This window comes from Bacillus sp. 0909A, assembly GCF_036765115.1.
Lineage (GTDB): Bacteria > Bacillota > Bacilli > Bacillales > Bacillaceae > Bacillus > Bacillus mojavensis.
In genome coordinates, this window is sequence record NZ_JBAIZU010000002.1 from 542395 (window position 1) to 563558 (window position 21164).

The 21164-nt window shown below is 45.1% G+C and carries 25 protein-coding genes and 1 pseudogene; 2 read left to right on the plus strand and 24 right to left on the minus strand.

The features are described 5' to 3' along the window. Positions 1–15: 15 nt before the first annotated feature. From V6D42_RS08045 to V6D42_RS08155, 23 genes and pseudogenes are all read right to left on the minus strand, one after another. Entirely contained in the window at positions 16–675 is a 660-nt protein-coding gene (locus V6D42_RS08045) for a LysM peptidoglycan-binding domain-containing protein (protein ID WP_333512863.1), read from the minus strand. Next, a complete protein-coding gene (locus V6D42_RS08050; protein ID WP_333512864.1) occupies positions 668–5827 on the minus strand; it encodes a transglycosylase SLT domain-containing protein in 5160 nt (1719 codons plus the stop codon). The genes V6D42_RS08045 and V6D42_RS08050 overlap by 8 nt, the downstream gene beginning before the upstream one ends. Further along, positions 5828–5968 (minus strand): hypothetical protein, encoded by a 141-nt coding sequence (locus V6D42_RS08055; RefSeq protein WP_072692631.1) that lies wholly within the window; start codon positions 5966–5968, stop codon positions 5828–5830. 41 nt (positions 5969–6009) lie between these two features. Next, entirely contained in the window at positions 6010–6456 is a 447-nt protein-coding gene (locus V6D42_RS08060; protein WP_003327445.1) for a phage tail assembly chaperone, read from the minus strand. An 89-nt stretch (positions 6457–6545) separates the two neighbouring features. Continuing rightward, complete coding sequence (locus V6D42_RS08065; RefSeq protein WP_003220592.1) at positions 6546–6989, minus strand: phage tail tube protein; 444 nt, start codon at positions 6987–6989, stop codon at positions 6546–6548. A 1-nt stretch (position 6990) separates the two neighbouring features. Continuing rightward, entirely contained in the window at positions 6991–8391 is a 1401-nt protein-coding gene (locus V6D42_RS08070; RefSeq protein WP_333512865.1) for a phage tail sheath family protein, read from the minus strand. Then, entirely contained in the window at positions 8391–8603 is a 213-nt protein-coding gene (locus V6D42_RS08075; RefSeq protein WP_059336109.1) for a hypothetical protein, read from the minus strand. The genes V6D42_RS08070 and V6D42_RS08075 overlap by 1 nt, the downstream gene beginning before the upstream one ends. Before the next feature lie 2 nt (positions 8604–8605). After that, complete coding sequence (locus tag V6D42_RS08080; protein ID WP_333512866.1) at positions 8606–9046, minus strand: phage tail terminator family protein; 441 nt, start codon at positions 9044–9046, stop codon at positions 8606–8608. 12 nt (positions 9047–9058) lie between these two features. Beyond that, a complete protein-coding gene (locus tag V6D42_RS08085) occupies positions 9059–9547 on the minus strand; it encodes an HK97 gp10 family phage protein (RefSeq protein WP_010333902.1) in 489 nt (162 codons plus the stop codon). Next, the gene (locus tag V6D42_RS08090) at positions 9544–9900 is read right to left on the minus strand and encodes a YqbH/XkdH family protein (RefSeq protein WP_333512867.1); all 357 of its coding nucleotides are present in this window, start codon (positions 9898–9900) and stop codon (positions 9544–9546) included. The genes V6D42_RS08085 and V6D42_RS08090 overlap by 4 nt, the downstream gene beginning before the upstream one ends. After that, positions 9897–10280 (minus strand): protein YqbG, encoded by a 384-nt coding sequence (gene yqbG / locus V6D42_RS08095; RefSeq protein WP_333512868.1) that lies wholly within the window; start codon positions 10278–10280, stop codon positions 9897–9899. The genes V6D42_RS08090 and yqbG overlap by 4 nt, the downstream gene beginning before the upstream one ends. Before the next feature lie 23 nt (positions 10281–10303). Next, positions 10304–11242, minus strand: a pseudogene (locus V6D42_RS08100) (phage major capsid protein); the annotation flags it as partial. Positions 11243–11263: 21 nt separating this feature from the next. Then, positions 11264–12091, minus strand: coding sequence for an XkdF-like putative serine protease domain-containing protein (locus V6D42_RS08105; RefSeq protein WP_010333898.1), 828 nt, complete (start codon positions 12089–12091; stop codon positions 11264–11266). Between the two features lie 19 nt (positions 12092–12110). Then, a complete protein-coding gene (locus tag V6D42_RS08110) occupies positions 12111–13601 on the minus strand; it encodes a phage portal protein (RefSeq protein ID WP_333512869.1) in 1491 nt (496 codons plus the stop codon). Further along, a complete protein-coding gene (locus tag V6D42_RS08115) occupies positions 13602–14903 on the minus strand; it encodes a PBSX family phage terminase large subunit (protein WP_333512870.1) in 1302 nt (433 codons plus the stop codon). It lies immediately after the preceding gene. Next, complete coding sequence (locus V6D42_RS08120) at positions 14900–15691, minus strand: terminase small subunit (RefSeq protein WP_333512871.1); 792 nt, start codon at positions 15689–15691, stop codon at positions 14900–14902. Before V6D42_RS08120 ends, V6D42_RS08115 begins: the two co-directional genes overlap by 4 nt. A 116-nt stretch (positions 15692–15807) precedes the next feature. After that, positions 15808–16317 (minus strand): sigma-70 family RNA polymerase sigma factor, encoded by a 510-nt coding sequence (locus V6D42_RS08125; RefSeq protein ID WP_333512872.1) that lies wholly within the window; start codon positions 16315–16317, stop codon positions 15808–15810. Positions 16318–16433: 116 nt separating this feature from the next. Beyond that, positions 16434–16640 carry an XtrA/YqaO family protein gene (locus tag V6D42_RS08130; RefSeq protein WP_010333893.1) on the minus strand — a complete coding sequence of 69 codons (207 nt, stop codon included), beginning with the start codon at positions 16638–16640 and terminating at the stop codon, positions 16434–16436. Continuing rightward, positions 16627–16977, minus strand: coding sequence for a phage portal protein (locus tag V6D42_RS08135; protein WP_333512873.1), 351 nt, complete (start codon positions 16975–16977; stop codon positions 16627–16629). Before V6D42_RS08135 ends, V6D42_RS08130 begins: the two co-directional genes overlap by 14 nt. Positions 16978–17069: 92 nt before the next feature. Then, positions 17070–17237 carry a hypothetical protein gene (locus tag V6D42_RS08140; protein ID WP_268446452.1) on the minus strand — a complete coding sequence of 56 codons (168 nt, stop codon included), beginning with the start codon at positions 17235–17237 and terminating at the stop codon, positions 17070–17072. Beyond that, complete coding sequence (locus V6D42_RS08145; RefSeq protein ID WP_333512874.1) at positions 17237–18037, minus strand: ATP-binding protein; 801 nt, start codon at positions 18035–18037, stop codon at positions 17237–17239. The genes V6D42_RS08140 and V6D42_RS08145 overlap by 1 nt, the downstream gene beginning before the upstream one ends. Beyond that, positions 17937–18773: a phage portal protein gene (locus V6D42_RS08150; RefSeq protein ID WP_333512875.1), complete on the minus strand. Its 837-nt coding sequence runs from the start codon at positions 18771–18773 to the stop codon at positions 17937–17939. Before V6D42_RS08150 ends, V6D42_RS08145 begins: the two co-directional genes overlap by 101 nt. Further along, positions 18760–18939: a hypothetical protein gene (locus V6D42_RS08155; RefSeq protein ID WP_010333886.1), complete on the minus strand. Its 180-nt coding sequence runs from the start codon at positions 18937–18939 to the stop codon at positions 18760–18762. The genes V6D42_RS08150 and V6D42_RS08155 overlap by 14 nt, the downstream gene beginning before the upstream one ends. Positions 18940–19117: 178 nt before the next feature. Here V6D42_RS08155 and xre point away from each other — a divergent pair, with 178 nt between their 5' ends. Together xre and V6D42_RS08165 are read left to right on the plus strand one after the other, a co-directional pair. Then, positions 19118–19459, plus strand: a complete 342-nt coding sequence (xre, locus tag V6D42_RS08160; protein ID WP_333512876.1) for an HTH-type transcriptional regulator Xre — start codon at positions 19118–19120, stop codon at positions 19457–19459. Positions 19460–19622: 163 nt separating this feature from the next. Beyond that, positions 19623–20219 carry an ImmA/IrrE family metallo-endopeptidase gene (locus V6D42_RS08165; RefSeq protein ID WP_333512877.1) on the plus strand — a complete coding sequence of 199 codons (597 nt, stop codon included), beginning with the start codon at positions 19623–19625 and terminating at the stop codon, positions 20217–20219. Positions 20220–20265: 46 nt separating this feature from the next. Here V6D42_RS08165 and V6D42_RS08170 read toward each other — a convergent pair whose 3' ends face one another. Then, positions 20266–21102: a manganese catalase family protein gene (locus tag V6D42_RS08170; protein WP_010333883.1), complete on the minus strand. Its 837-nt coding sequence runs from the start codon at positions 21100–21102 to the stop codon at positions 20266–20268. Positions 21103–21164 lie beyond the last annotated feature (62 nt).

Sequence of the window (21164 nt, forward strand, 5' to 3'; positions counted from 1 at the left end):
CATACATCACCTGTCTCATTGCGGTATCTTTAATTTTTGGCCGGGAAAAATCCAGTGGCCCGGCTGCCTGATATTTCGTTTGCTTCGCTTGATCATCGCTGTTTTATTGGCGTTCCAAATTTTGCGCCATTGCGTGCTGTTCCCGTAAAACCTGCCGGCAATGTCCCAAAGCGTGTCTCCCTTTTTTACTGTATAGGTTTTCGGAGAGGCCTTTGACGGACGTTTTGCCTTTGTTTTTTTCTTTTGCTTGATTTTTCGGGGGGAAGCGGTTTTGTATTCTTTCAGTACAATATCAAAATCCCTATCTCCTATCTCTTTGTCTCCTTCACTGTATTTAAGACTTTCAATGCTGCATGTCATATTGATTTTTGTTCCCGTAATTAAAAATTGGACAGGCTTTTTCGCCTTCATCCATTTTTCAATTTTAACAAGGGCGTTCTCTGGAGAAGGGATATTCTGATATTCAGCTATCGGGCTATACCTTTTTGGAAAAAAAGAAGAAAAAGAGATTTCTTTAGCTCCGGGCTCTTCAATAAATGTGATTTCACCCAGCCCTGTTATTTTTACTGAGTCATTTTGTAAGCTATTAGATACGTCAATTGTCTCGGGAAGAACGGGAAATCGCAGCTTTTCCTTCCCCTGTGATATCCAAAATTCATAGACAGACTTAGTCAAAAGCCACGACCCCCTTTGTTCCGGTGTTAATGTCTTTTTGTAATTCATCAAGTAATGCTTGCCTGATTTTAGCTACTAGACTGTCAGCATCCTGCCCGTTATGAAAATGCTGGTCGCCATTGAATTCAATCTTTATTTCTTTCGTTCCGGCTGTTTGTACCGTTTGCCGGGATCCGGAAGTAACGGCTGCTGAAACTTGTCCTGATGAAAGCTCAGACTGCTGAGTTTGTGATGGATTTGTTACTTCCATTCCTAAAGCTTGGGCTGCTCTCTGAAGAAGGTAGCGGCCGCGTATGCCCCGCTCCTCCGGAATGATCCATTCCCGCTTATTTCCTTCACCGACACGGGCAATTTGTTCTTTTGTGATCAGTCCGCCGTTGGCATATCCAACATACGGTCCGCCACGTCTCAAGCTTTTAATACCAGGCACATTGTCAATTGAGCCGTATCTGCTTTTAATGTAGCCGATCGCTGCAGCAGCGTTGTGAATCGGGTTTCTAATGTTACCCATGCCCGGCGCTTTGTGTGCATTAAATGTGGTCGGTATTGTCTGCATAAGCCCTTGTGATGGATTTCCCGCCTTCGCGTTGCTATCCCACAGGTTAATAGAGTTCGGGTTGCCTCCTGATTCATACTGAGCAATCGTCATCAATCCTGGAAGCCAGCTTAATGGTGTCTTTGTGGCCATCATTGCAGCCATAAGCCACTGTTTCACATTTCCCCCTATTGCACCCATTCCGGAATAAGCAGCTGCCAGTGAACCGGCTTGCTTTTCAGCGTATTTTTTCACATCGACAGAATCCAGGCCTTTTACAACACCAACAGAGGCAAAGCGGCCAAGACTCATCATAACTCGAGAAGGCGAATGGATATCTAATTCTTCACGGAAAGCCTTCTCAACTTTTTTCGCGAGTTCCTTGGCGGCTTCGTGGACTTCACTTGCCTTAGAAGTCATACCTGAAACAAAATTCGCGATCATACCGGTTCCCCAGCCGTTTGAAGATTCTTTAGATCGCAAAAACGGCTTATTCACATGTGTATTTACATATTGATCAGTACCGGTTTGGGAACTATTTTGTCCTGAAGCAAACCCTTTGATTGTACCGCTTCCCCATGATGAAGATTTGTTTACAGTAGCTTGGAACGGCGTTTTGACTTTTGATTGTAAAAAGCCGTCTGTTCCGGTTGCTGTGCCGTTTTGCCCCTTAGCATAGCCGCTTACCATCTGTTTTCCGTAATTTGGTGAAGAAGAAATCATTTGTGTAAATGGCATATTGATGTTTTTCTTTTTCCAATCTTCCATTTTAACCGGCTGATTGCTGATGCCTTTACCAAAGCCTTCTGAAAATTGCTGTCCGAGTGTGGACGCTTGCCCTGTCAGATTTGCAGTGTCCATTGATGGAGAGGCTGACCCTGATATCGGACTGGCAGCAGCTCCTCTTGAAACAGCTACCGGGCTTCCAGCAGAAGACGAAGCGGTTCCCATATTGTCTACGACTTGCATACCAAGTTTAGACGCCGCTTGTGAGAGAAGCATTTTACCTCTGCCTCGGTTATTATCAACTGGGATAACGAATTCCTTGCCGGCTTCACCGATCCATGAAATGGTTGGTTTGGTGATATAGCCGCCTGTGGCATTTTTATCAGTTTTAGTTTTTTCTCCTTTATAGTCATCCGGGTCTCCTCCGCCAGTTACGAAGTTGACAATGCTTGAGACAACGCCGCCTGCTTTATCCCAAATTTTCTTTACCCAGCCGAACGCTTTAGAAAAAGCATCCGAAACTGTTTCTCCAACCTTAGTAAGAGGTTCTTGAATATTCTTTTTAAACCAGCCGCTCAGACCCTTCCAAATGTTCTTGACCGTATCTAAAGCTTTTTGGAAAGCATCAGATATTCCCTTGCCTACATCTAAGACTGTATTTTTAACTGGGTTCCAAACTGTATCCATGAACCATCCTGATACTGTACTGAAAACACTCTTAATCTTATCCCAAGCGCCAGTCATTTTATCCCAGATAGTGGTTGCCGCTCCGATAACAGCCGATTTGACTGGCTCCCATACATTGCTCATAAACCATGAAGCAACTGCACTGAATACATTTTTAATCGTAGTCCATGCGTTTACAATTTTAGACCATATCGCTGTAGCCACACCGACAACCGCGGATGATACCGGCGTCCAAACATTATCCATAAACCATGTTGCCACGGTACTAAAGATTGTCTGTATCGTGGTCCATGCGTTTACAATATTTGACCATATACTTGTAGCCACACCCACAACTGCGGATGATACTGGTGCCCAAACATTGTCCATAAACCATGTTGATACAGTTCCCCAAATACCCTGAATGGCTGACCAAGCATTTTGCGCTCCCTCTGTAATGCTGTTCCATGTATCATTCAGTGCGCCGGCATCAAATGCCTTCCCTAAACTTTCACCACCGAAAGTGCCGGCAATTCCTCCTACAACACCGCCAATAGCGGTTCCGACTCCCGGCACAACGCTTCCAATAGCCGCTCCGGCAGCTGCTCCTGCTAAACCTCCGCCGGCTGAACCTACTTTTTCACCGGCATTATCCTTATTGATTCCGGCTAAGTCGGTTAGAGACAAAATTTCGCCTAATCCCGGTAAACCTTTTGCGGCTCCTTTTAAGCCCTTTAGTCCGCCCTTTAAACCTTTTGATTCTCCCAATGTTTTCAGAAGGCCTGAAAAACCTTTGCCTGATCCGCCTTTAGCTGCTTTTGCCGATTTAGGCGTATTCACAGGATTTGATTGATTGCCTTTCTTTAATGAACCGTTTCTATTTTTGACTTTTTTGCTTTTGCCTGTACTGATACCGGCACAACAGCATCCGCAAGTTCCGCCCCATTTGCCGCCTGATTTCTTCGATTTAGAACCTGACGCTTTTTGGTTCATCGAAGGTTTTTTAGTGCGGTTTGAGTTGTTTGAAGTTGAATGATTTGTATTGGCTTTTGAGGCTTTTTGTTTCCCTTTGCTTCCGCTGGATTTGCCGCCAAACAGTCCTCCAAAATCCAGATTCCCCAGTTTTTCAGCAATGCCTTTTATCATTTTTTCAAAAAATTCCGCCGCTTTTTCAATAATTTTATCAGGGCTGAATTTCTCAAATTTTTTCGCGATTTTTGAGACAATATTATCGAAAAACTTTTCTGCTTTATTCGCGATTTTATCTGGGTTGAGGAAATTGAATTTTTCAGAGATTTTGTCAACAATATTGGTTACAAAGTCTTCCGCTTTAGTGAAAATTGCGTCCGGACTGAATTTACTTACGATATCATCCACTTTTTTCATAAAAGAGTCTGTAAACTTGTCCAGTTCGTTAAAAATGGTTTCTGGACTGAATTTACTTACGATATCGTCCACTTTTTTCATAAAAGAATCCGCAAACTTATCTAGTTCGTTAAAAATGGTTTCTGGACTGAATTTACTTACGACATCGTCCACTTTTTTCATAAAGGAATCTGCAAACTTATCCAGTTCGTTAAAAATGGTTTCTGGGCTGAATTTACTTACGACATCGTCCACTTTTTTCATAAAGGAATCTGTAAATTTATCAAGCTGCTTAAAAATGGCTTCAGGGCTGAACTTACTTGCGATTTCGTCTACTTTTTTCATAAAGGAGCCTGTAAACTTGTCAAGCTGCTTAAAAATGGCTTCAGGACTAAATTTACTTGCGATTTTGTCCACTTTACCCATGAACGATGTTGTGAACTTATCCAGCTGTGACAGAATCGTTTCTGGACTGAACTTTGTCGCAATTGCATCCACCTTACTCATAAACGATGTTGTGAACTTATCCAGCTGTGACAAAATCGTTTCTGGACTGAACTTTGTCGCAATCGCATCCACCTTACTCATAAACGATGTTGTAAACTTATCCAGCTGTGACAGAATCGTCTCTGGACTGAACTTCGTCGCGATTTCGTCCACTTTTCCCATAAACGATGTTGTAAACTTATCCAGCTCTGTCAAAATCGTCTCTGGACTGAACTTCTCAGCTAGTGCGGTCATTTTAGATGTAATGGATTCTGTGTATGATTCTAATTTTGAGGTGATCGATTCGGGTGTGAAATGTTCAAATTCCTTCAAAAAGGTATTTTTTAATTCCTCAATCGCATTGCTGATACCGGCTGTACCTTCACTAATAAAAGAATCTAAAAGGCCTTCACCTCCTGATTCTGCGGCTCCTCCAGCTCCTGGGTTCAATCCGTTGCAGCAGCAGCACGCATTTTCTGCCGGAGTTTTTTCTTCGGGACCGAACACTTTATCTAATAAAGCATAAAACTTATCATCCAGTATTTTTTCTGGATTAAACTTTTCAAACTTTTGGGTAACACGATCAATAACGGCTTCTTTATATTCAGTTACTTTTTCATCTAGTTTTTCTTTGATCTTCTTTTTGCCTTCTTCAACGAGGTTTCCCCAGAAGGAACCGCCTTCTTTTTCCTCTCCCTTTTTGCTCTCTGCTTTCTTAGCTGATGGGGGAGCTGTTTTCTCAGCTGTCTTTAGTTTCCCAAAGCTATCCATTTTCTTCTGAAGTTCATCCAGCTTCTTTGATACCTGATCATTCAAAGTAAGCTGAATTTGATTATCTTTTTGTGTAAGTGCATCAATGCCTGCTGAAATGCGGCCGACTGTTTTCATGACGTGATCAATCACGCGTATCGTAACAGAGTAACCATTTTTAAGTGCGGTTTCCATATAACGCTGTATTTTTTGCACAGCTGGCGAAACTTGATCTTCCGCACTCAGCATAATCGTAAAGCCTTTGAAACCCGAAACGAACTCTCTTAATCGTTCAAACTTTTCTGTTGCTTGATCATTAGCGCCAATTTTAATAGATACCGATGCCGGCAATCCCTGCAATTGAGTTTGAACCTTCTGAATGACAGTGCTGGCGTTATCCTCAGCTGAAATGGATATCGTTTGGGCCCCAAGCTTTTTCTTTATTGATTTTTGTATCCGGTCAATTGTACTTAACACCGTTTTGCTTTCTTTTCGTATATCAATAGCGCTATTTCGCTGTGCCATTTTTCTATACTTTTCAAGTGCTCTAAACCCATTTTGTATCTTTCTTAACTTTTTGCTTACACGGTCTTCCATTTCAAATCTTGCTGTCAGCTTTGCCAATTACGATGCCCCTCCTTTCTTAGCTTGTTTTTCAAGAAGATCCAGCTTATATCCAATCAGTCCATACAAAAGCGCCTTAAAGTTTCTGGGCGCTTCATACAGTTCTAATAAATCCGATGGAGAATAATGAAGCTCGTGCATCGCATAGTAGAGATACACGGCTTCTTTATGCCCATCCTTGATTAGTTTTTTACTTCTTCTTCCAGATCCTCTAATTCATCTTCGAAACCATTAATCTCAATCGCTTTGTTGAGCCAGTTTGCGTATTCGCCTCCAACTGAGAGGACGCGTTTCGCAACTTCTACCGGGTCGGCCGTTTTGTAAGCTTCTCGAAGCTCTTTTGAACGGAAGTCCGGATAAACCGTTGATTCAACTGCGATTCGGGCATAAAAGCGCTGGCTGTCTAAATCTTTTACACGGCCTCTGCCTTTGACATTTTTATAAGTTGTTGTTTCTTTCTCTAATTCATCAATGCGCTCCGTCGTGATCGCTTTAAATATAAATGGTACGATGTCCCCTTTTTTATCAACAAAACGTTTAGAGATCGGCACTTTGATTTCTTCGGCTTCGATTGTTTTTCCCGGCATAAAAAAGGAAAGATCATATACGTTTTCGTTCTTCTCGCTCATGTAAAAAACTCCCTTATCTTTAAATTGATTTCATCATTAAAAAACAGACCTTTCTGAGAAAGGTCTGCGTATGGCTTGTTCAGTTTTGATTAAAACGTGTCAGAAAGCTTTTCAGGCACGTCGAAGTCTTCAAATGTAAACGGAACTTCTTCCTCTAATGCTTCTGAATCAACATCGAGGCTGGCGATTTTGGCGGAGTCGAAGTTTACATCGTAAAGTGTGACTCGTTCTGTGCCTCTTCCCGAGGACTTATCATCCAGCACAGCTTGCAGCGTAAAGTAAGGATCACTGCCTTTTTTGACGTAGTCCATCATTAGGATGACAAATTTTGATGTGACTTTATAGAACGTCGCTGTGCCTGTTCCGTTTGCGCCTGTTGTTTTATGGCCTGTCATGCGACGGCCCATAATGTTTACTTCAGACTTGTTTTTCTCCACATTTGCTTCAAATGTTTTGATATGCGCCATTTCTTCTCCATCGAGAAATAAGCGGCCTTCTTTACCTGAAATCGTGTTTTGTGCTTTTAATGCCATATTAGTTTACCTCCACATTAAAGTAGAATTTTTCTGCTGCGTCGACAGGCTGTACAGCCAGGTCAATCAAGAAGCCGTCACGGTCTTCATTCATTGAAATTGTGATATCTTGATCAGAATCAAAACCGGTAATGCCGCCCGCATCCTGAAGCGTTGTCATGTATTGCGTAATCATCGTTTTCACATACTGAAGCCCGTCTTCAGAGGCCGGGATGTCGCTTCCGCTTCCCTTTCTTGATTTGATTAAGGCTTTCAGCTCGCGTGTTAAATCGTTATTGACGGCGTCTAAGACACGGACGATTTTGTTTTTCGCAAACTTCTTGTTTTTCTCAGCCGTAAACGTGACAAGTGAGTTAATGTCTTTTTCTACGCTTACCGATTTATCGCGGGCGTCAAATGTGAATAAAAATTCGCCTTTGCCTAAGCGCTCCACAATCGTATCGTGGTCAAGGCGGTTTAAGACATCAACGGCGCCTTCATACTCCACAAATGTGAGAGATTGGTTAAAGGTTGCTCCCGCACTTGCGCCGGCTACCCACGCCGTCGCTTTGTCCGGTGTCACTTCTGTTCCGTCTTCCAGCAGCACGCCTTCTGTCACATTGATGATGCCTTCATAGTCACCGCTGTAGTTGGCTGTTACCCCTTGGACTTTTTGCCCTTGACCGTCACGCAGACGCTTAATGAATGCGGCAAAGGTCGCCTTCAGCTGATCTCCTTCTGCAACCGGCAAAGCGATGACATCAAAGCTCTCCGTTTCAGCCGCAGCCAAGAAATCAGTATAGTCTGAGTTGACCGGCGCTTTATCTGTACCGCCGGATAAACGGATTCCCGCAGATGCGTTCAGCGTCTCGGCAGCCATGTCTCCCTCTGATCCAGTCAGCGGAATTGAAGAGGAAAGATCTCCTGTTCCGGTAAATGTCACATAGCCGTTCGCTGTTAACTCTTCAGCTTTTTTGACAGTCTGTTTATCCACTTCTGATTCATCCATATACGTTGTGACATCAAATGCCGCTGCATCCAGTACATTTTCATTGATGCGGATGATGATGTCATTCCCTTTTGATCCGCCGTATAAAGCAGTCGCTTTAACGCCTTCGGCAATATCGGCAGATGCTCTGACGCCTTCAGTGAGGCGGTACATCAATACCGTTTTCGCGTTTTTCTTCGCTTCACGCAACAGTAATAAAGATGGATCGTCGATGCTGAGACCCACTTTTTTGTTTAAATCCTCCACGCTTGAAATGGAGACGAATGTTTTCGCTTCGCCCCAGCTTGATGCGACCGGAAGTGCGACCGTCCCCCGTTCACCAAGTGACACCCGTTCCTGTGCCGTCGTTTTAAAATTGAAATAAATGCCTGCACGGTCCTTTTCTGTTCCTGCTGTAAATGTTCCGCCATTCATTATTGCATGACCTCCTTAGTTAAAAATGTTTGTATCAATTGACTGGCCTCTGATTTCGTCAGACGTGTTTTGTCCACGCCAAATAAAGCCCCCTGAAGGATCTCCGGCTTAACGCCGAACAGCTCCTTTGCGTGCTTGATCAAATCCGCTGTATCAAAAAGAGCTTCCCGGCTCTCTGTATGTACAGCCTTCGCTTGTTTCTGCTTTGCCACCGCTACTTCACCCCACTGTTCATGTCGATATCCTGTAAGACAGGCTGTTCTGTTTTGTGATAATAATATCGGCTGCTCCACCTGATCACCATGACCGCCTCGCCCCTGTCTCCTACCCTCGTCTCAATCCGGGTGATGCGAACCATATCCCCGGTCTTCTCACCGGAGTCACTGAGCAGCGGAACCATATTTCTCGCTTCTCTGATGGCATCCGCGAGCCTGTCCGCTTCATTCAGCGCCTGCACGGAGTCAAGATGAAACAGCTTCACATTGAGACTGTAGGTTTTTTTAAATGTGGAGACCGTATCTGTTTCTTCAAAAACAGATGGCGCAGGGACATATAAAGACGGCACTTGAAACTGATCAGGCAGCTGGCTTTCATAAATGGGAACAGACCACTGGCTGTACAAAAAAGCCATGATCGATCCTGTTTCGCTGTTCATCCCGCTCCTCCTTTACATCTTTTTCAGCCACTGGCGCAATTTATGTTCCATTGATGTTGCAAACAGCTTTTCATATAGAAGCAGTGCATGCTCCCAATAGCCCGTACCGGGTATCCATTTTTTCTTGAGTGCCATGCCTGTGGAAGAAGCCGGATCATAGATAAACCGCGAGCCTTGAAAATGCCCCGGCACCCATCTCACATCGTCTCCTTTTGACGTCCAGTGGCCGTCATTGAGAAAAGAGGCATATTCAAGCTGGGTCCCGACCTCAAGTGAGAGTCCGCCGCTTTGGACCATCCAGAGGTTGTCCTCTGAGCCTTTCTGAAAGGAGCTGAGCAGTTTTTCTGTATCTATCGTTTGCGTGCTGATGAGTTCAGATTGTACGATCTCCAGAAAATCTTGCCCGCACTCTTCAAGCCACCGGGACGCCTCGCGGGAAAAACCGCCGGATGCCGCTTCTTTTAACGATGCGTTCAGCTGTTTAAGTCCCGCTATCTTCATAGACTTTCATCCCTGACAGCGATGACTTCCCAATGATGGTGTCTGATCTTTTTTGGCAGCTTCAGAATATAGCTGTTGTGTTGCCAAATGATTTTGTCGTTCATACGGATATCCGAAGAGCCTGGAAAATGGACAAGAAAGCTGTGGTACACGGTTTGATCAGGCTCTTCCTGAATCAGCTGCTGCGTTTTTTCTGTAAAGTAGCAGGGGACATTTTCTTCATCGGGTGTATCCGGATATGAAAATACCGGCTGAAGCTTGTCCGCCGGAATTCCGAATCGTCCCGCCAGCGGCGGCTGCGCTGTTTCATGATAAATATCACAGCGATGGATCAGCATCTGCTGATAGCTCATAACGACCGCACCTTCAATCTGGCGGACTCCGGAACATAATCCGGTTGGATAAACTCTTCCAGCAAATGATACACATCGGGCTTTTGAATACCGGCTTCACCGGAAACCGTGTAGGAGTAATCCCCCATTTTCTCAGACTGATAGCTTGATGCCGCTGATTCGTCGCTGTTTACTAGCGCAAAATATTGGGCGAGCTTCAGCAGAGCTATTTTTGCCTTTTCAGGAAGCGGATCGTAGACGCTGTCTGTAAAGCTGTGCCCTGTAATGAGGGCCGCTTCCGATTCCGCCTCGATGATATCCTGCGCCAGCAGTTCTTCCGGCCTGTTTTTCACCTGGTCATAGACTGAATAAGAAACGATGTCAGTCGGTTCGATGAGCATATAAGCTGGCCACCCCATTTCGATTATTCTTTTACGTTAATTAATTTAGCGCAGGCATCCTCTTCCTCGAATTTGCTGTCCAGCTTGGCCGTTAAGACAATGATGAACTTACGGGAGCGGATATCCTTGTCGACTTCGATTCGAATATTGCGCGAGAAGCCGAGAATGATATTTTTCGGATGTGTCAGAATGATATCGGACGCATCATATTGCGCGTCTCCCTCTCCTACTGCGTACGGCTGGATATTGGATACCCCTTTTACCGGTACGCCGAATGCTGTGGACAAGCCGCCCTGAACAGCCTGGTCCCCAAGATTTGTCTGACGGTCCGCCACGCGGTCCTTCCATTCAATTTCTAAGCCGTGAGAGGTATAGAATCTGAATTCCTGAGGGATGCGCAAATATTTTGGCGGAACAGCCTTTAAGCCTTTTTTAAATGTCGCTCTGGACAGTTCTTCACCGTTCATATCGACGATGTGGGACACTGCTTGTTTACGGATACCGTCCAGCTGCGCCAGGTATGGGTCTTTTGATGCCGTATCTCCGTTTACGATCAGTTCTTCAATATCAACTGCCGCCCGCTCTGCTAAAATTTGCATGATCGTTTGCTGCAATCCGCCTTTTTCGATATTGTTTTCGAGCGTGTCATACGTAATGTTAATTTCCGCAATGACTTCCTTTGTGTTCAGCTGGACAGTGCTTGTCGTCGGAACCGTCAGCTCGTCTGTTGTCAGCGCCTTTCCTTCTTGAGCTGCACGTAAGATACGCTGGCCGAAGCCGATTTTCTCAAATTTTTGTGAATCGTTTTCCATTTGAATCACGCGGGATTCACTGAAAATGGTCGGCGTGTTTTGCACCATGCGGATAAAAGCTGATGCTTGTGCAGGGTTCATGAGCCCGCCGCTTTTTAAAGCAGAAAGCGACATTTCCGCTTTCCGAATGATCTCTTGATTTCTCAATTGATTTCCTCCTCTTTGACTGGTTTACAGCAGTCCGCTCCAGATTGTTTTTTTGACTTGCTCTGTATTGCCGGCCGCATCGTCCGCCGTCTGTTTAGAGGCTCCCCGAGCTTTTTCCAGAGCTTCAATGCGTTCGATCAGCGGGGCAATCATGTCCTCAACGAGCTTCTTCAGGCGCTCGTCATCTCCCGTCTGCTCCGGTTTTTCCTCTGTTTCTGTGTTTTTTTCAATGGTCTCCAGCCGTTTGAGCAACGGATACAGCGCATGCTCGATTGATTCCCTCATGTCTTCTTTCCTCATGTCTTCAGTCTCCTTTCCTGTTTTGTCGGCCAGCAGCTGCTTGAACACGCTTAGGAATCCGGCTTTTTCAACCGGTTCTTCTTCATGTACATCAGCAGTGCCCGCCATGCTGTAGCCGGTGATGATGCCGGCTTTGATCTGTTCCCACACCTCATCTGACGCTCTTGTCACAAGCACCCACGAGCCCTTTGTAATCCGTTTTGTTCCGATAATAAAATCATCGGGCGCAACATAGGATTCAACGACCACGCCTGTGCCGCCTTCAAAGCTGTGATTGATATCAATCTCCCGCGCGTCTGCAAGAAAGCCATGCGCCGCTTTTTCAATTTCTTCTGCGGTCATATAGTCGCCGTGGGCATCTGGAACATCAGGCTCATACACAATTCCGTATACAAGCTTTTGTTCATCCTGCTCGCTTTTCGTAAACAGCCGAACCTTTTTTTCAAATGACGGAGGTTCGGCTGACTTCGTAAAGAAAAATTCTGTCTGGTTTGCCGCCTTGTCCACATAGCTGACAAAGCTGATTTTGGCATTTTTCAATTCCCGCGCCACCTGCTTGATTCACCTCCCTTCAGGACGTTTTGATATCGTCGATGCTGTCCTTCAGCTCCTGCATAAGTGCTGTCAGATTCGTCTTTTCAGCATCCTGTCCGGCAGGGCGTTTGTAAACGTCCTCCGGCCACTCCTCAAGCGTTTTGCCGAGAACCCGTCCGGCAAGGTCCCGTAAATCATTTGGCGAAACGGCTCCAGCCGTAATAAAAGGACCGAGCACTTTCGCAATCTCAAGCGGATCACGAAAGTCCGGTCCTTTTAAGGTCAGCCTCACATCATGAAGATTCAGCTCCGGCAAAAGCAGTGTGTTCAATTTGTTGACAAGCGTTTTCCGCTCTGGCTGAAACACCTGCTCCTCCGTAATTTTTCTCGCAGTATCAGCCGTAGCCCGGTTGTATTCCTGAGCTTCTCCCGTATAAAGCGGCGGCAGACGGAAAGCAGAGCGCAGCTTATTTCTGCTTTTTTCATCATATTCAAGAAACAAGGCGTCGTTTTGCAGGATTTCCGCAAGTGATTTGATCTCCACAGAAACTGGCGTGATATCTTCACCGCCGTGTAGATCCTTCTCCTTCGCGATGCCTTCCGCCTCAATCAGAAGAAATTTATGGGCGTTTTCCACACCCTCAAGGTCATTCATGTACGCCTGCAGCTCCCGGTAAGACGCTTCAGACAGCATCCCGTTTTCCACTGTAATCGCAGCGGGTACGTGACGCCCCTGCTTAAAGTACATAAAATTGAGCTCTTCCGCTTTCCGGGCGCCGTATAAATTGACGATATTGCCTACCCAGCGGGGCACGCCGTATACGCCGCTTCCGATTTTAAGATGGATCACTTCATTTGCTTGGTGCTTTTCGGCCAGTGTGCTGACATATTCGCCCGTGCGCATGTCCATCTTCCGAGGATCGCCGTATTCTTTGAAAAATACTTTCTTTCCATTAATCATCTGCACAAATTTTCGAAACCGTTTCTGCCTTTTGATTCTCTTCACTTTTCCGTTTTCTTCATACATAAAAGATACTTCGACAGGCTCGCCGGCCCCGCATACGCGCATATATTTCACATCCAAATATTCAATGCCGGCCGGTTTTCCCATTCCGTCGCGAAGCACTTCCATAAAGCCGTTTCCGGTTTTTTCCCTGTCCTCGATGGCATAGCCTAAAATCATTTCAGCAGATTCATCAAAGTGAAGGCATTTGTAAAAGGCTTCAAGTCTGGCCCAGTCTTTTTCCGCTTTTTTCTTTTTCTCCTGGTCGACATCCGTGGCATTGACATCAAACGTGTACTCCACATCAAAACCAAAACCAGTAATATTCACTCTGTACGCATCAATGCATTGCTGAAGAATGGTTGAGTATTCAGCAATTGTTTTGAGCTCGGTGATATTGTAGGGCGGAGCGATGATATCCTCTCCGTACAAATCAGAAAAGTCGTCTTCATAAATTTGCTTTGTCTGAGGAGCAGATGCATTGGCTTTTAAAACGGTTGCTCTGACTGTTTGATTGTGCGGCATTTATGACCTTCTCCTTTCTCGGTTCGGACGGATTCGTTTTTGCGCTGTCTCCTTCACATCTGCGACCTCATAATCATCAAGCGCATACCAAATAGCAGAAAGCGTATGCGGATCGATCGTGAATTCATCCTCAATCAGCGCACCGTTTTTATCTTTGGCATACGTCAGTGACTTGAGCTCATAGATGACATTTTCACAGCGGTCCGAACAGAAAATTTTTTTGAAGCGTTTGACCTTTTTGGTATATTGAAGCCTGGAGCCGGGAAACTTTCTGGCTCCGACCATCCGAAACCCCTGCTGGCGGAAATATTGAATGCTTTTCGGCTCAGCGGAGTCGGCTTTGATCATTTCCTGTGTTTCAACCAATTCCCGCAGCTCCTCAGCCGTCCTGTCATCTGTCATTTTGTTTTTATAATACTCCCAATAAATGTAGAGATATTTCTTATCAGGATCGACGGCGAGACGGACAACAGCATTGTAGGATTCTTCAAAACCAAAATCCATGCCCGTGCGAAGGATCGGCTGGCTGATGGCCGCAATATGTTTCTCGATAAGGTCGTGCGGGAGCACCTCAAACTGCGGCAGCACCCTGATTCCATTAACGCCGAACCTTCCTTTTCGGGCAATTCGGTAAAGGTCTGGATCATACTCCCTCAGTCCGTCAAGCTGCCTGATATAACTTTCCGGGAGAAAGAGGTTGTCGTTTGCCGTGGAATGATGATAATACGTATCTCCCCTGACAAGTGTCCGCTTTTCGTAAAGCTCGCTGTCATCCAGCACAAACCGCTGATTGCGTTCATCTCGAAAAAAATGCCGGTATGTCCAATTGGAGGTGCCGACGGGATTAGTGGTGCAAATCATGTGCAGCTTCAGCTCAGGGTGACGCAGACGGCCGATTAATTCCTTAAAGCCTTCATACTTCACCTCAGAGCACTCTTCAATCCATATTAATGAAATGTTGTGAACAGATTTCAGCTTCGCCGGGTTGTCCATTCCTTTGAACATGATCCGGCTGCCGTTTTGAAACCGCAGCTGAAGCGGGGAAGAAAGTGCTGCGGCTGCCTTCGTGAGACCTAGCTCTTCAATCACCTCTTCAAATAAAGCGAAGGTCGAATCCCGGTGGGTATCGAACACCTCGCGGACGACGAGCGCCGTCCGCTTTTCCTTCAGCAGCTTTAATACGATTTTCAATGCGGTATGATAGCTTTTAGATGAGCCGTAGCCGCCGACGAGAAACTGGTACGTCTGCTTCCAATTGAACACGTAATCTTCAAAATGAGGATTGATTTCTTTTACGATCATGCCTTGTCCTCTTTTCGTTTGATCATGATTTCAATTGGCTCGCGGCCGTCATCAGTTTTATCCGCTTTTTGTTTCGCGAGCTTTAACTTCTCATTTTCTATTTTTTGCTTAAATTGATCCGGAAACAAATCAAAGTATAATGACAGCTTTTCAAGTGCTTTCATTTTATCGGCAAGCTTAATGGCGATGCCTTCCTTGCCGAGCTTGGCCTCCGTGACAATGGTGCCGTCAACGAGACCGGAGTCTTTGACATCGACAAAGCTGACTTCCTTCATGATCGGGTTATCATCTTCATCAAACAGCGGTCCTGACTTCCCGACGGCCTGTACCTCTTTTTTGCCAAAGGTCACATAATCCGTGATATCGGCGAACGCGATTTTGACATATACCTGCAAAACGTCCATCGCTTCAATAAACACTTCATTCACCATTTCTTTTTTTATCCGCCTGATTTCAGCGGCAACCTTTTCATTCTTTAACAGCCGGCAGCCCGTCACATGGGCGCTGTCCGGAGAATAGCCCGCCTTGATCGCTGATTGTGTCGCATTGAAGCTTTTTACGTAGTACAGGCAGAACAGCCGCTGCCGTTCATTTAATTCATCGTTTTCTATGCGGCGCTGCTTATGTCCGTTTTCAGAAAACAAGGCTTCTTTCCATCTGTCCTGTTTTTTCCAAATGCTGATTGTTTTCGCTGAAACACCGATTGTTTCTGCAATGGCCCGGTTTGTGATATTTCCCTGATGGTGCTGATAGATTGCTAATGCTTGTTCTCTCTGTTGTGTTTTCATGCTACGGCATCACCGCCACCTCCAGCATAGATTTTTATTCATAAAAGCGGCCGGTAATGCCGGCCGCTTATGTGTCATGCTCTTTTCACTTATAGGTGGCAAACGTATGACAAGCTTCAGGCAAGTGATCGGTTCATTTCCTCCTGCTGTCTTTGCATCTTTAATAGAGCCCGTTTGATTGTCGTCTGCACAGTTGATTTTTTGACGCCAAGAAGATCAGCAATGCGTTCATAAGAAAAGCATTCTACCTTATGCAGCAAAAACATTTCTTTCTCCCTGTCCGTTAAAAGGGATAAAGCTTCTCGGATTCTGTCCCTGTCTTCCTCAGATACCTGTCCGTCCGGCTCAAACATCATATCGCCAGAAAATGATTCTATGATTCTTGGATCTTTGATCATCAGCCGCTGATACGCATCACGCCGGTCAATCGCCCGTCTGATGCCGGGCTGTCTTCCTTTTTCAAGCCATTCTGTTACATATTCGAGGTCTGTGATGATGTTTCTGATAATCTTTTTATCCTTCATGTCTTCAGCTGAGAGCACTGATTCATCTGCTTCAGCGAGCGGTTTATAAAGTGTTCTTGTTTGTTTTAATGTGCGTTTATATTCAAATAATAAATCTTGCATTCTATGATTCCTCCTCATTTGTGCAATAAAAAAACGGACACCAATCAACGCACAAATGCTGTGCATGTTGATCAGTGTCCGCAGGCTTTCCGTCTTGGACGTATTCTTTTTTCGCTTTAGTTTAATTTGTAGCCGATTTCAAATTCTACTCGGGCAAGGTCTCCCTTTCTCGTTTCAACAAGCGTTTTCCCGTGCTCTGGAGCTTCTGTGATCCAGGCTTCATGCTTTATGCCGTCGACTATAATAACGCGGATTTTCCCATCCTCAAGCTGGCTGTCGAGCGTGATGGAATCAATATTTACGAGTTTTTTAGGGTTGATCATATGTCTTTTCCTTCCTTTCGGGTTCAGCGCTTTTGTTAGCTTTTTCTAATACCCTTATGATGTGTTCCTTGGAATGAGCGGAATTCCCGTTTAGAAAATCCAGCGCCGCTTTAGCCGCTTCCTTCAGCTCAGGTGCGGCTGCCATCAAGTTGGCATTGCTTATTTGCGAAAAAGAGCTGAGGTCAAATACAGCGGCGATCAGCCGGCCGTTTGAATAAGGGAATCTCTCTTTTTCTTCTTCACTGTAAGCAGAATAGATATAAATTGGCTTCGTATCTCCGCATGCGACAGCACGCCACGGCGCAGGACTCATTTCAAATTGTTTTGTTTCTTGCATCTCTTCACTTCCCGTCATCCTTGTACCATTGTTCGATGTTTTTTTCTGTTCGCTTCGCACGAAACAGCAAAGCGAAAAGAGCAGCCAGCTGTTTAATCACGGGCATTCAGCCCCGCTTTTCCGGCTGTCAGCATTTGTTCCAGCTTTTGAATAACCGGCGTTAAATCATTGCCGGACCGGCAGTTCGGACATGGATGAAAAACCGCTCCGATCCCGGTATGTTCAACAATTACTTTCTTTGCATGACAGAGCTTGCACATTATCTGATGCCCTCCAATCTATGATTCAGGTCATACGCTGTTCCTTTGATAATCACTAAATAATCACTGCACATTTCATAGATTCTCGTGCCGATCGCTTCATCAACCCGGACAAGCGTTTCAATCGTAAGCTCGCTTGAAAGCAGAATCGGTTTATGATTTAAGTAGCGGTAGTTCAAAACGGAATACATTTGTTCCAGCTGCCAATCAGTGGCGCGCGGTTTGCCGTTTACCGGTTTAAAGAGATCATCAATGAACAGCACGTCTGCCTGCTTTATTCGGTTCAGCTTAGCTTCCAAAAGATCAAAATCATTTTTTAAATCAGTAAAGCCTTCGACGAACGGAAAATAAATGACCGGCACATGGCGCTTTCTCATCAAGTCATTAGCCGCAGCGGTAAGAAGGTGTGTTTTCCCGGTACCGGGCTGACCCAAAAGGGCGATGCTGTTTTTCCGGCTGTCCTTGATGTGTTCATAATCCGCCACAAACTCTTTGGCGCATTCAAACGCGTCCTTGACGGCCTGTGGCTTCCCTTGGGTGCGGAATTCATGAAAGCCAAGCTGTCTGAAGGCAGGGGTAATTTCACTGGCGCCAAGCAGCCGTTTCACTTTTCGTTCTGCCATACAGCTGCACATTGTCCATACTTCCAGACCGTCTTGCCGGCTGAGATATCCCCCCTGATCCTTGCATCTCTGGCAATCATACCGGCTTGCGTCTGATTCGGCCGGTCTGTCCGCCAGTAATGGACGTCTCCCTTTTCTCAGCTCGTCTAAAATCTGCTCGATTGTATGTTTTGTCATTACTTTCATTCCTCTCAAGTTGTATTGCGGCGGTCTTTTTGGCTTGCTGCGCAAAAAATCGGTCTTCGATGAATTTCGAACAGTAGCGAAAGGCCTTTATCGTTTCAGAAGCAGCAGTTCGCCGGTTTTCAAAAGCTTGAAAACATTCCTCAAGCCATTTGATTGTTTGCGTTACAGGAACGCCGATGGCAACAATACGGGCGATGGCTTGATAATCTCTGGAGGAAGGATACACGGTGCGTCCTTCTTGAGCCGACCGTAATTGTGCAAACCGCTTCGCAATGTGATCCACTGCATCATCAGCAGCAGTATATGTTTTTGTTTTATCTATATTAGAGTGGTCTTCTTTGTCCTGTGCCAGCGGCGAAAATGACCGCTCTTTATCGCTGCGTTGCTCCGTTTTGTCCGATCTGAAGCTGAATTTTTTGGAATGCTTCACAGAAATCATAAGTCCGTATGGCGCGCGGGCAGCCTTTATGTATCCATGGCTCTCAAGAAGCTCCAGCCATCTTCTGACTGTTTTTTCACTAACACCGAATACGGCTGCCATCTCTCTCGCTTTTAACGGCTTATGGCCGAGCACAATTCCCCAGTTCACGCCGTCCTTTTCAATTTCTTTTGTCGTTGAGCTGATAAACCAGAGAAACAGCCACAGAGCCGGTCCTATTTTGTCATAATGTTCTGAATTCAATAGCCCTGAATACATCGGAAAAGGATAGCTTTTATCCCTTTTCATTGCGTTTCACCTCTTCTTTTAACAGCAAGTACGCCTGAAATTGTTCTCGATTTTCAAAATGGAATACCGGAAGGCCGCATGCCGTAAAAGAAATGGAGCCGCCGGATTGCCCGAGATGGCGCTGATCTATCGGATTTTCACTAAAAACGATTTGAATCGGATGCATGTGATCACTCTCCCGATTTGTTTTTGATACAATTTGTATCAACTGTTACCAAGTATAAACGATACATTCCGTATCATCAAGTTATTTTTGATACTTTTTTTATCATAACTTTATTTTGATACAGATTGTATCTATAATCGTAAGTAACTTAGGGAGTTAAAAAAAGAGAGGTCATAGTATGATAGGCAGCAGATTGAAGAGTCTCAGAGGGAAAAGGACACAGGAAGAAATCGCAACTCACATCGGTGTATCGCGCGCACGCTATTCTCATTATGAAAATGGGCGAAGCGAACCTGATTACGACACACTGCAAAAGCTGGCTGATTACTTCCAAGTGACAACCGATTACTTATTAACAGGAAAAGAAAAAAAATCTGACGATGATATGTTTTCTGATCCGGACTTGCAGCTCGCATACCGGGATATGCAGGATTTTTCCCCGGAAAGCAAGCAGCAGGCCATCGAATTTATCAACTATTTAAAAGAAAAAGAAAAAAGCCGGAAACCGAAAAACAAATAAATATTTTTTCTGTTCTCTAAAACATATAAAAAATAGACCGATATAAAGAAAAAAGTGTTTATTTTTTAAAGAAAAGGGAAAGATTTCAACACACTTTTTTAGTCCTAAACGGGCTTTTCTTTCTCGCTACAAACAGAACATACGTTCGAAAGGGAGTATTCAATTGGGCGATTACTTATCACATTTGGAGGAATACGTAAAAAATTTATACAGCCGGCTGGGCATCACCTCTCCCCATCACATTGACATGCTGAAAATCGCAAACGACCTTGATATATGGGTTCATTTCGAGGAGATGGGAAGCATGATGGTAAAATACGACGGCATGTACAGTATCATATTGAACCAAAAAAAGTCCCAGGAAGAGCAATGGGAGGATTTTGGCCATGAACTGTGCCACGTATTAAAACATGCAGGCAATCATTTTCAGATGAACAAGCTCTTCAGGGAGCTGCAGGAATTCCAGGCGAACCAATTTATGTACCACTTCTGTGTGCCAACCTTTATGCTGTTGCAAATGGAACTGCCGCAATGGAGAAGTCAGGCTCTTGCAACCATTGCGACGGTATTCCGGGTGACAAAGGACTTTGCTGAGAAAAGACTTGAAATGTTTGAACGGCGTAAAGCAGGTATTCAATTTCAGAAGAGGCTTGCTTATTTATTATCTGATAATAGGCCAAAAGCGGAATATGAAGAAGATCAGCCCCCATTACAGGTAGCGGAAGCAAAAACACTGTACAGTATCAGAAGTCGCGGCTGACATAAAAAATGGGCTGGGAACATAAGTCCTCAGCCCGGCAGAGATATTAATATTTCGACATCGGAGGCATGGTATTCTGCAGCCACATTGGCGCTGGTTTAAGATGAGGTGCAGATGCGAACGCAATCGGAGCCGGGATATACCTGAACTCGCCCCGGCCATCAAAGGCTTCGCCATGAGCCCACCTTCCCTGTGAGCTTTCATCCCCTCTGGAAAAGTTAAACAGGTCATAGGAAACTTCCTGCTTTTCTAGCTCACGCGGAAATGTCGTGGGAACGACAATATCCCGTTCTCTTTCTTCCAGCTCTTTAATCGCTGCATACCACATATTTTGATGATAAGTATCCCTCGCAATCAAAAATGACAGCATATCTCTTACCCCGGGATCATCAGTCATGGCATAGAGTCGCGTCACCTGAAGGCGCCCCTGGGCTTCCGCATTTAAGTTTGCGCGGAAATCCGCCAGCAGATTTCCACTTGAGATAATGTATTTTGCATTCCACGGATAACCCTCACTATCTGATGCCATCGCACCTAAGCCGGACACAATAGCGTGCTGAGGGTTCATTCCGGACATCACGGCTGCAATAGCGGGGTTGCTTTTATAAGCATTTTCCTGTACATCAGCGGGAGCACCATCCAGAAGCCTGGAAATCATTGTAGCCAACATTTCCACATGTCCGATCTCTTCCGTCCCCACATCACATAGCAAATCTTTATACTTGGCATCTGCCCTGCAGTTAAAACCCTGAAACAAATATTGCATCATCACACTAATTTCACCAAATTGGCCGCCCAGCACCTCTTGAAGCTTTTTCGCATAAACAGGATCCGGACGGGAAGGCTTTGCCTGATATTGAAGCTCTTTAATATGATAAAACATTGTTCATTCCTCCCTACGCATTCACACATTCACAGCGTATGAAGGAATAGGCAGTTATTGCA

What these genes read in the sequence shown, in the direction of transcription:
- V6D42_RS08055 (WP_072692631.1), bottom strand. Translation starts at nt 5,968, where the DNA reads ATGCACGAGCTTCATTATTCTCCATCGGATTTATTAGAACTGTATGAA.
- V6D42_RS08060 (WP_003327445.1), bottom strand. Translation starts at nt 6,456, where the DNA reads ATGAGCGAGAAGAACGAAAACGTATATGATCTTTCCTTTTTTATGCCG.
- V6D42_RS08065 (WP_003220592.1), bottom strand. Translation starts at nt 6,989, where the DNA reads ATGGCATTAAAAGCACAAAACACGATTTCAGGTAAAGAAGGCCGCTTA.
- V6D42_RS08070 (WP_333512865.1), bottom strand. Translation starts at nt 8,391, where the DNA reads ATGAATGGCGGAACATTTACAGCAGGAACAGAAAAGGACCGTGCAGGC.
- V6D42_RS08080 (WP_333512866.1), bottom strand. Translation starts at nt 9,046, where the DNA reads ATGAACAGCGAAACAGGATCGATCATGGCTTTTTTGTACAGCCAGTGG.
- V6D42_RS08085 (WP_010333902.1), bottom strand. Translation starts at nt 9,547, where the DNA reads ATGAAGATAGCGGGACTTAAACAGCTGAACGCATCGTTAAAAGAAGCG.
- V6D42_RS08090 (WP_333512867.1), bottom strand. Translation starts at nt 9,900, where the DNA reads ATGAGCTATCAGCAGATGCTGATCCATCGCTGTGATATTTATCATGAA.
- yqbG (WP_333512868.1), bottom strand. Translation starts at nt 10,280, where the DNA reads ATGCTCATCGAACCGACTGACATCGTTTCTTATTCAGTCTATGACCAG.
- V6D42_RS08110 (WP_333512869.1), bottom strand. Translation starts at nt 13,601, where the DNA reads ATGCCGCACAATCAAACAGTCAGAGCAACCGTTTTAAAAGCCAATGCA.
- V6D42_RS08115 (WP_333512870.1), bottom strand. Translation starts at nt 14,903, where the DNA reads ATGATCGTAAAAGAAATCAATCCTCATTTTGAAGATTACGTGTTCAAT.
- V6D42_RS08120 (WP_333512871.1), bottom strand. Translation starts at nt 15,691, where the DNA reads ATGAAAACACAACAGAGAGAACAAGCATTAGCAATCTATCAGCACCAT.
- V6D42_RS08125 (WP_333512872.1), bottom strand. Translation starts at nt 16,317, where the DNA reads ATGCAAGATTTATTATTTGAATATAAACGCACATTAAAACAAACAAGA.
- V6D42_RS08130 (WP_010333893.1), bottom strand. Translation starts at nt 16,640, where the DNA reads ATGATCAACCCTAAAAAACTCGTAAATATTGATTCCATCACGCTCGAC.
- V6D42_RS08135 (WP_333512873.1), bottom strand. Translation starts at nt 16,977, where the DNA reads ATGCAAGAAACAAAACAATTTGAAATGAGTCCTGCGCCGTGGCGTGCT.
- V6D42_RS08140 (WP_268446452.1), bottom strand. Translation starts at nt 17,237, where the DNA reads ATGTGCAAGCTCTGTCATGCAAAGAAAGTAATTGTTGAACATACCGGG.
- V6D42_RS08145 (WP_333512874.1), bottom strand. Translation starts at nt 18,037, where the DNA reads ATGACAAAACATACAATCGAGCAGATTTTAGACGAGCTGAGAAAAGGG.
- V6D42_RS08150 (WP_333512875.1), bottom strand. Translation starts at nt 18,773, where the DNA reads ATGAAAAGGGATAAAAGCTATCCTTTTCCGATGTATTCAGGGCTATTG.
- V6D42_RS08155 (WP_010333886.1), bottom strand. Translation starts at nt 18,939, where the DNA reads ATGCATCCGATTCAAATCGTTTTTAGTGAAAATCCGATAGATCAGCGC.
- xre (WP_333512876.1), top strand. Translation starts at nt 19,118, where the DNA reads ATGATAGGCAGCAGATTGAAGAGTCTCAGAGGGAAAAGGACACAGGAA.
- V6D42_RS08170 (WP_010333883.1), bottom strand. Translation starts at nt 21,102, where the DNA reads ATGTTTTATCATATTAAAGAGCTTCAATATCAGGCAAAGCCTTCCCGT.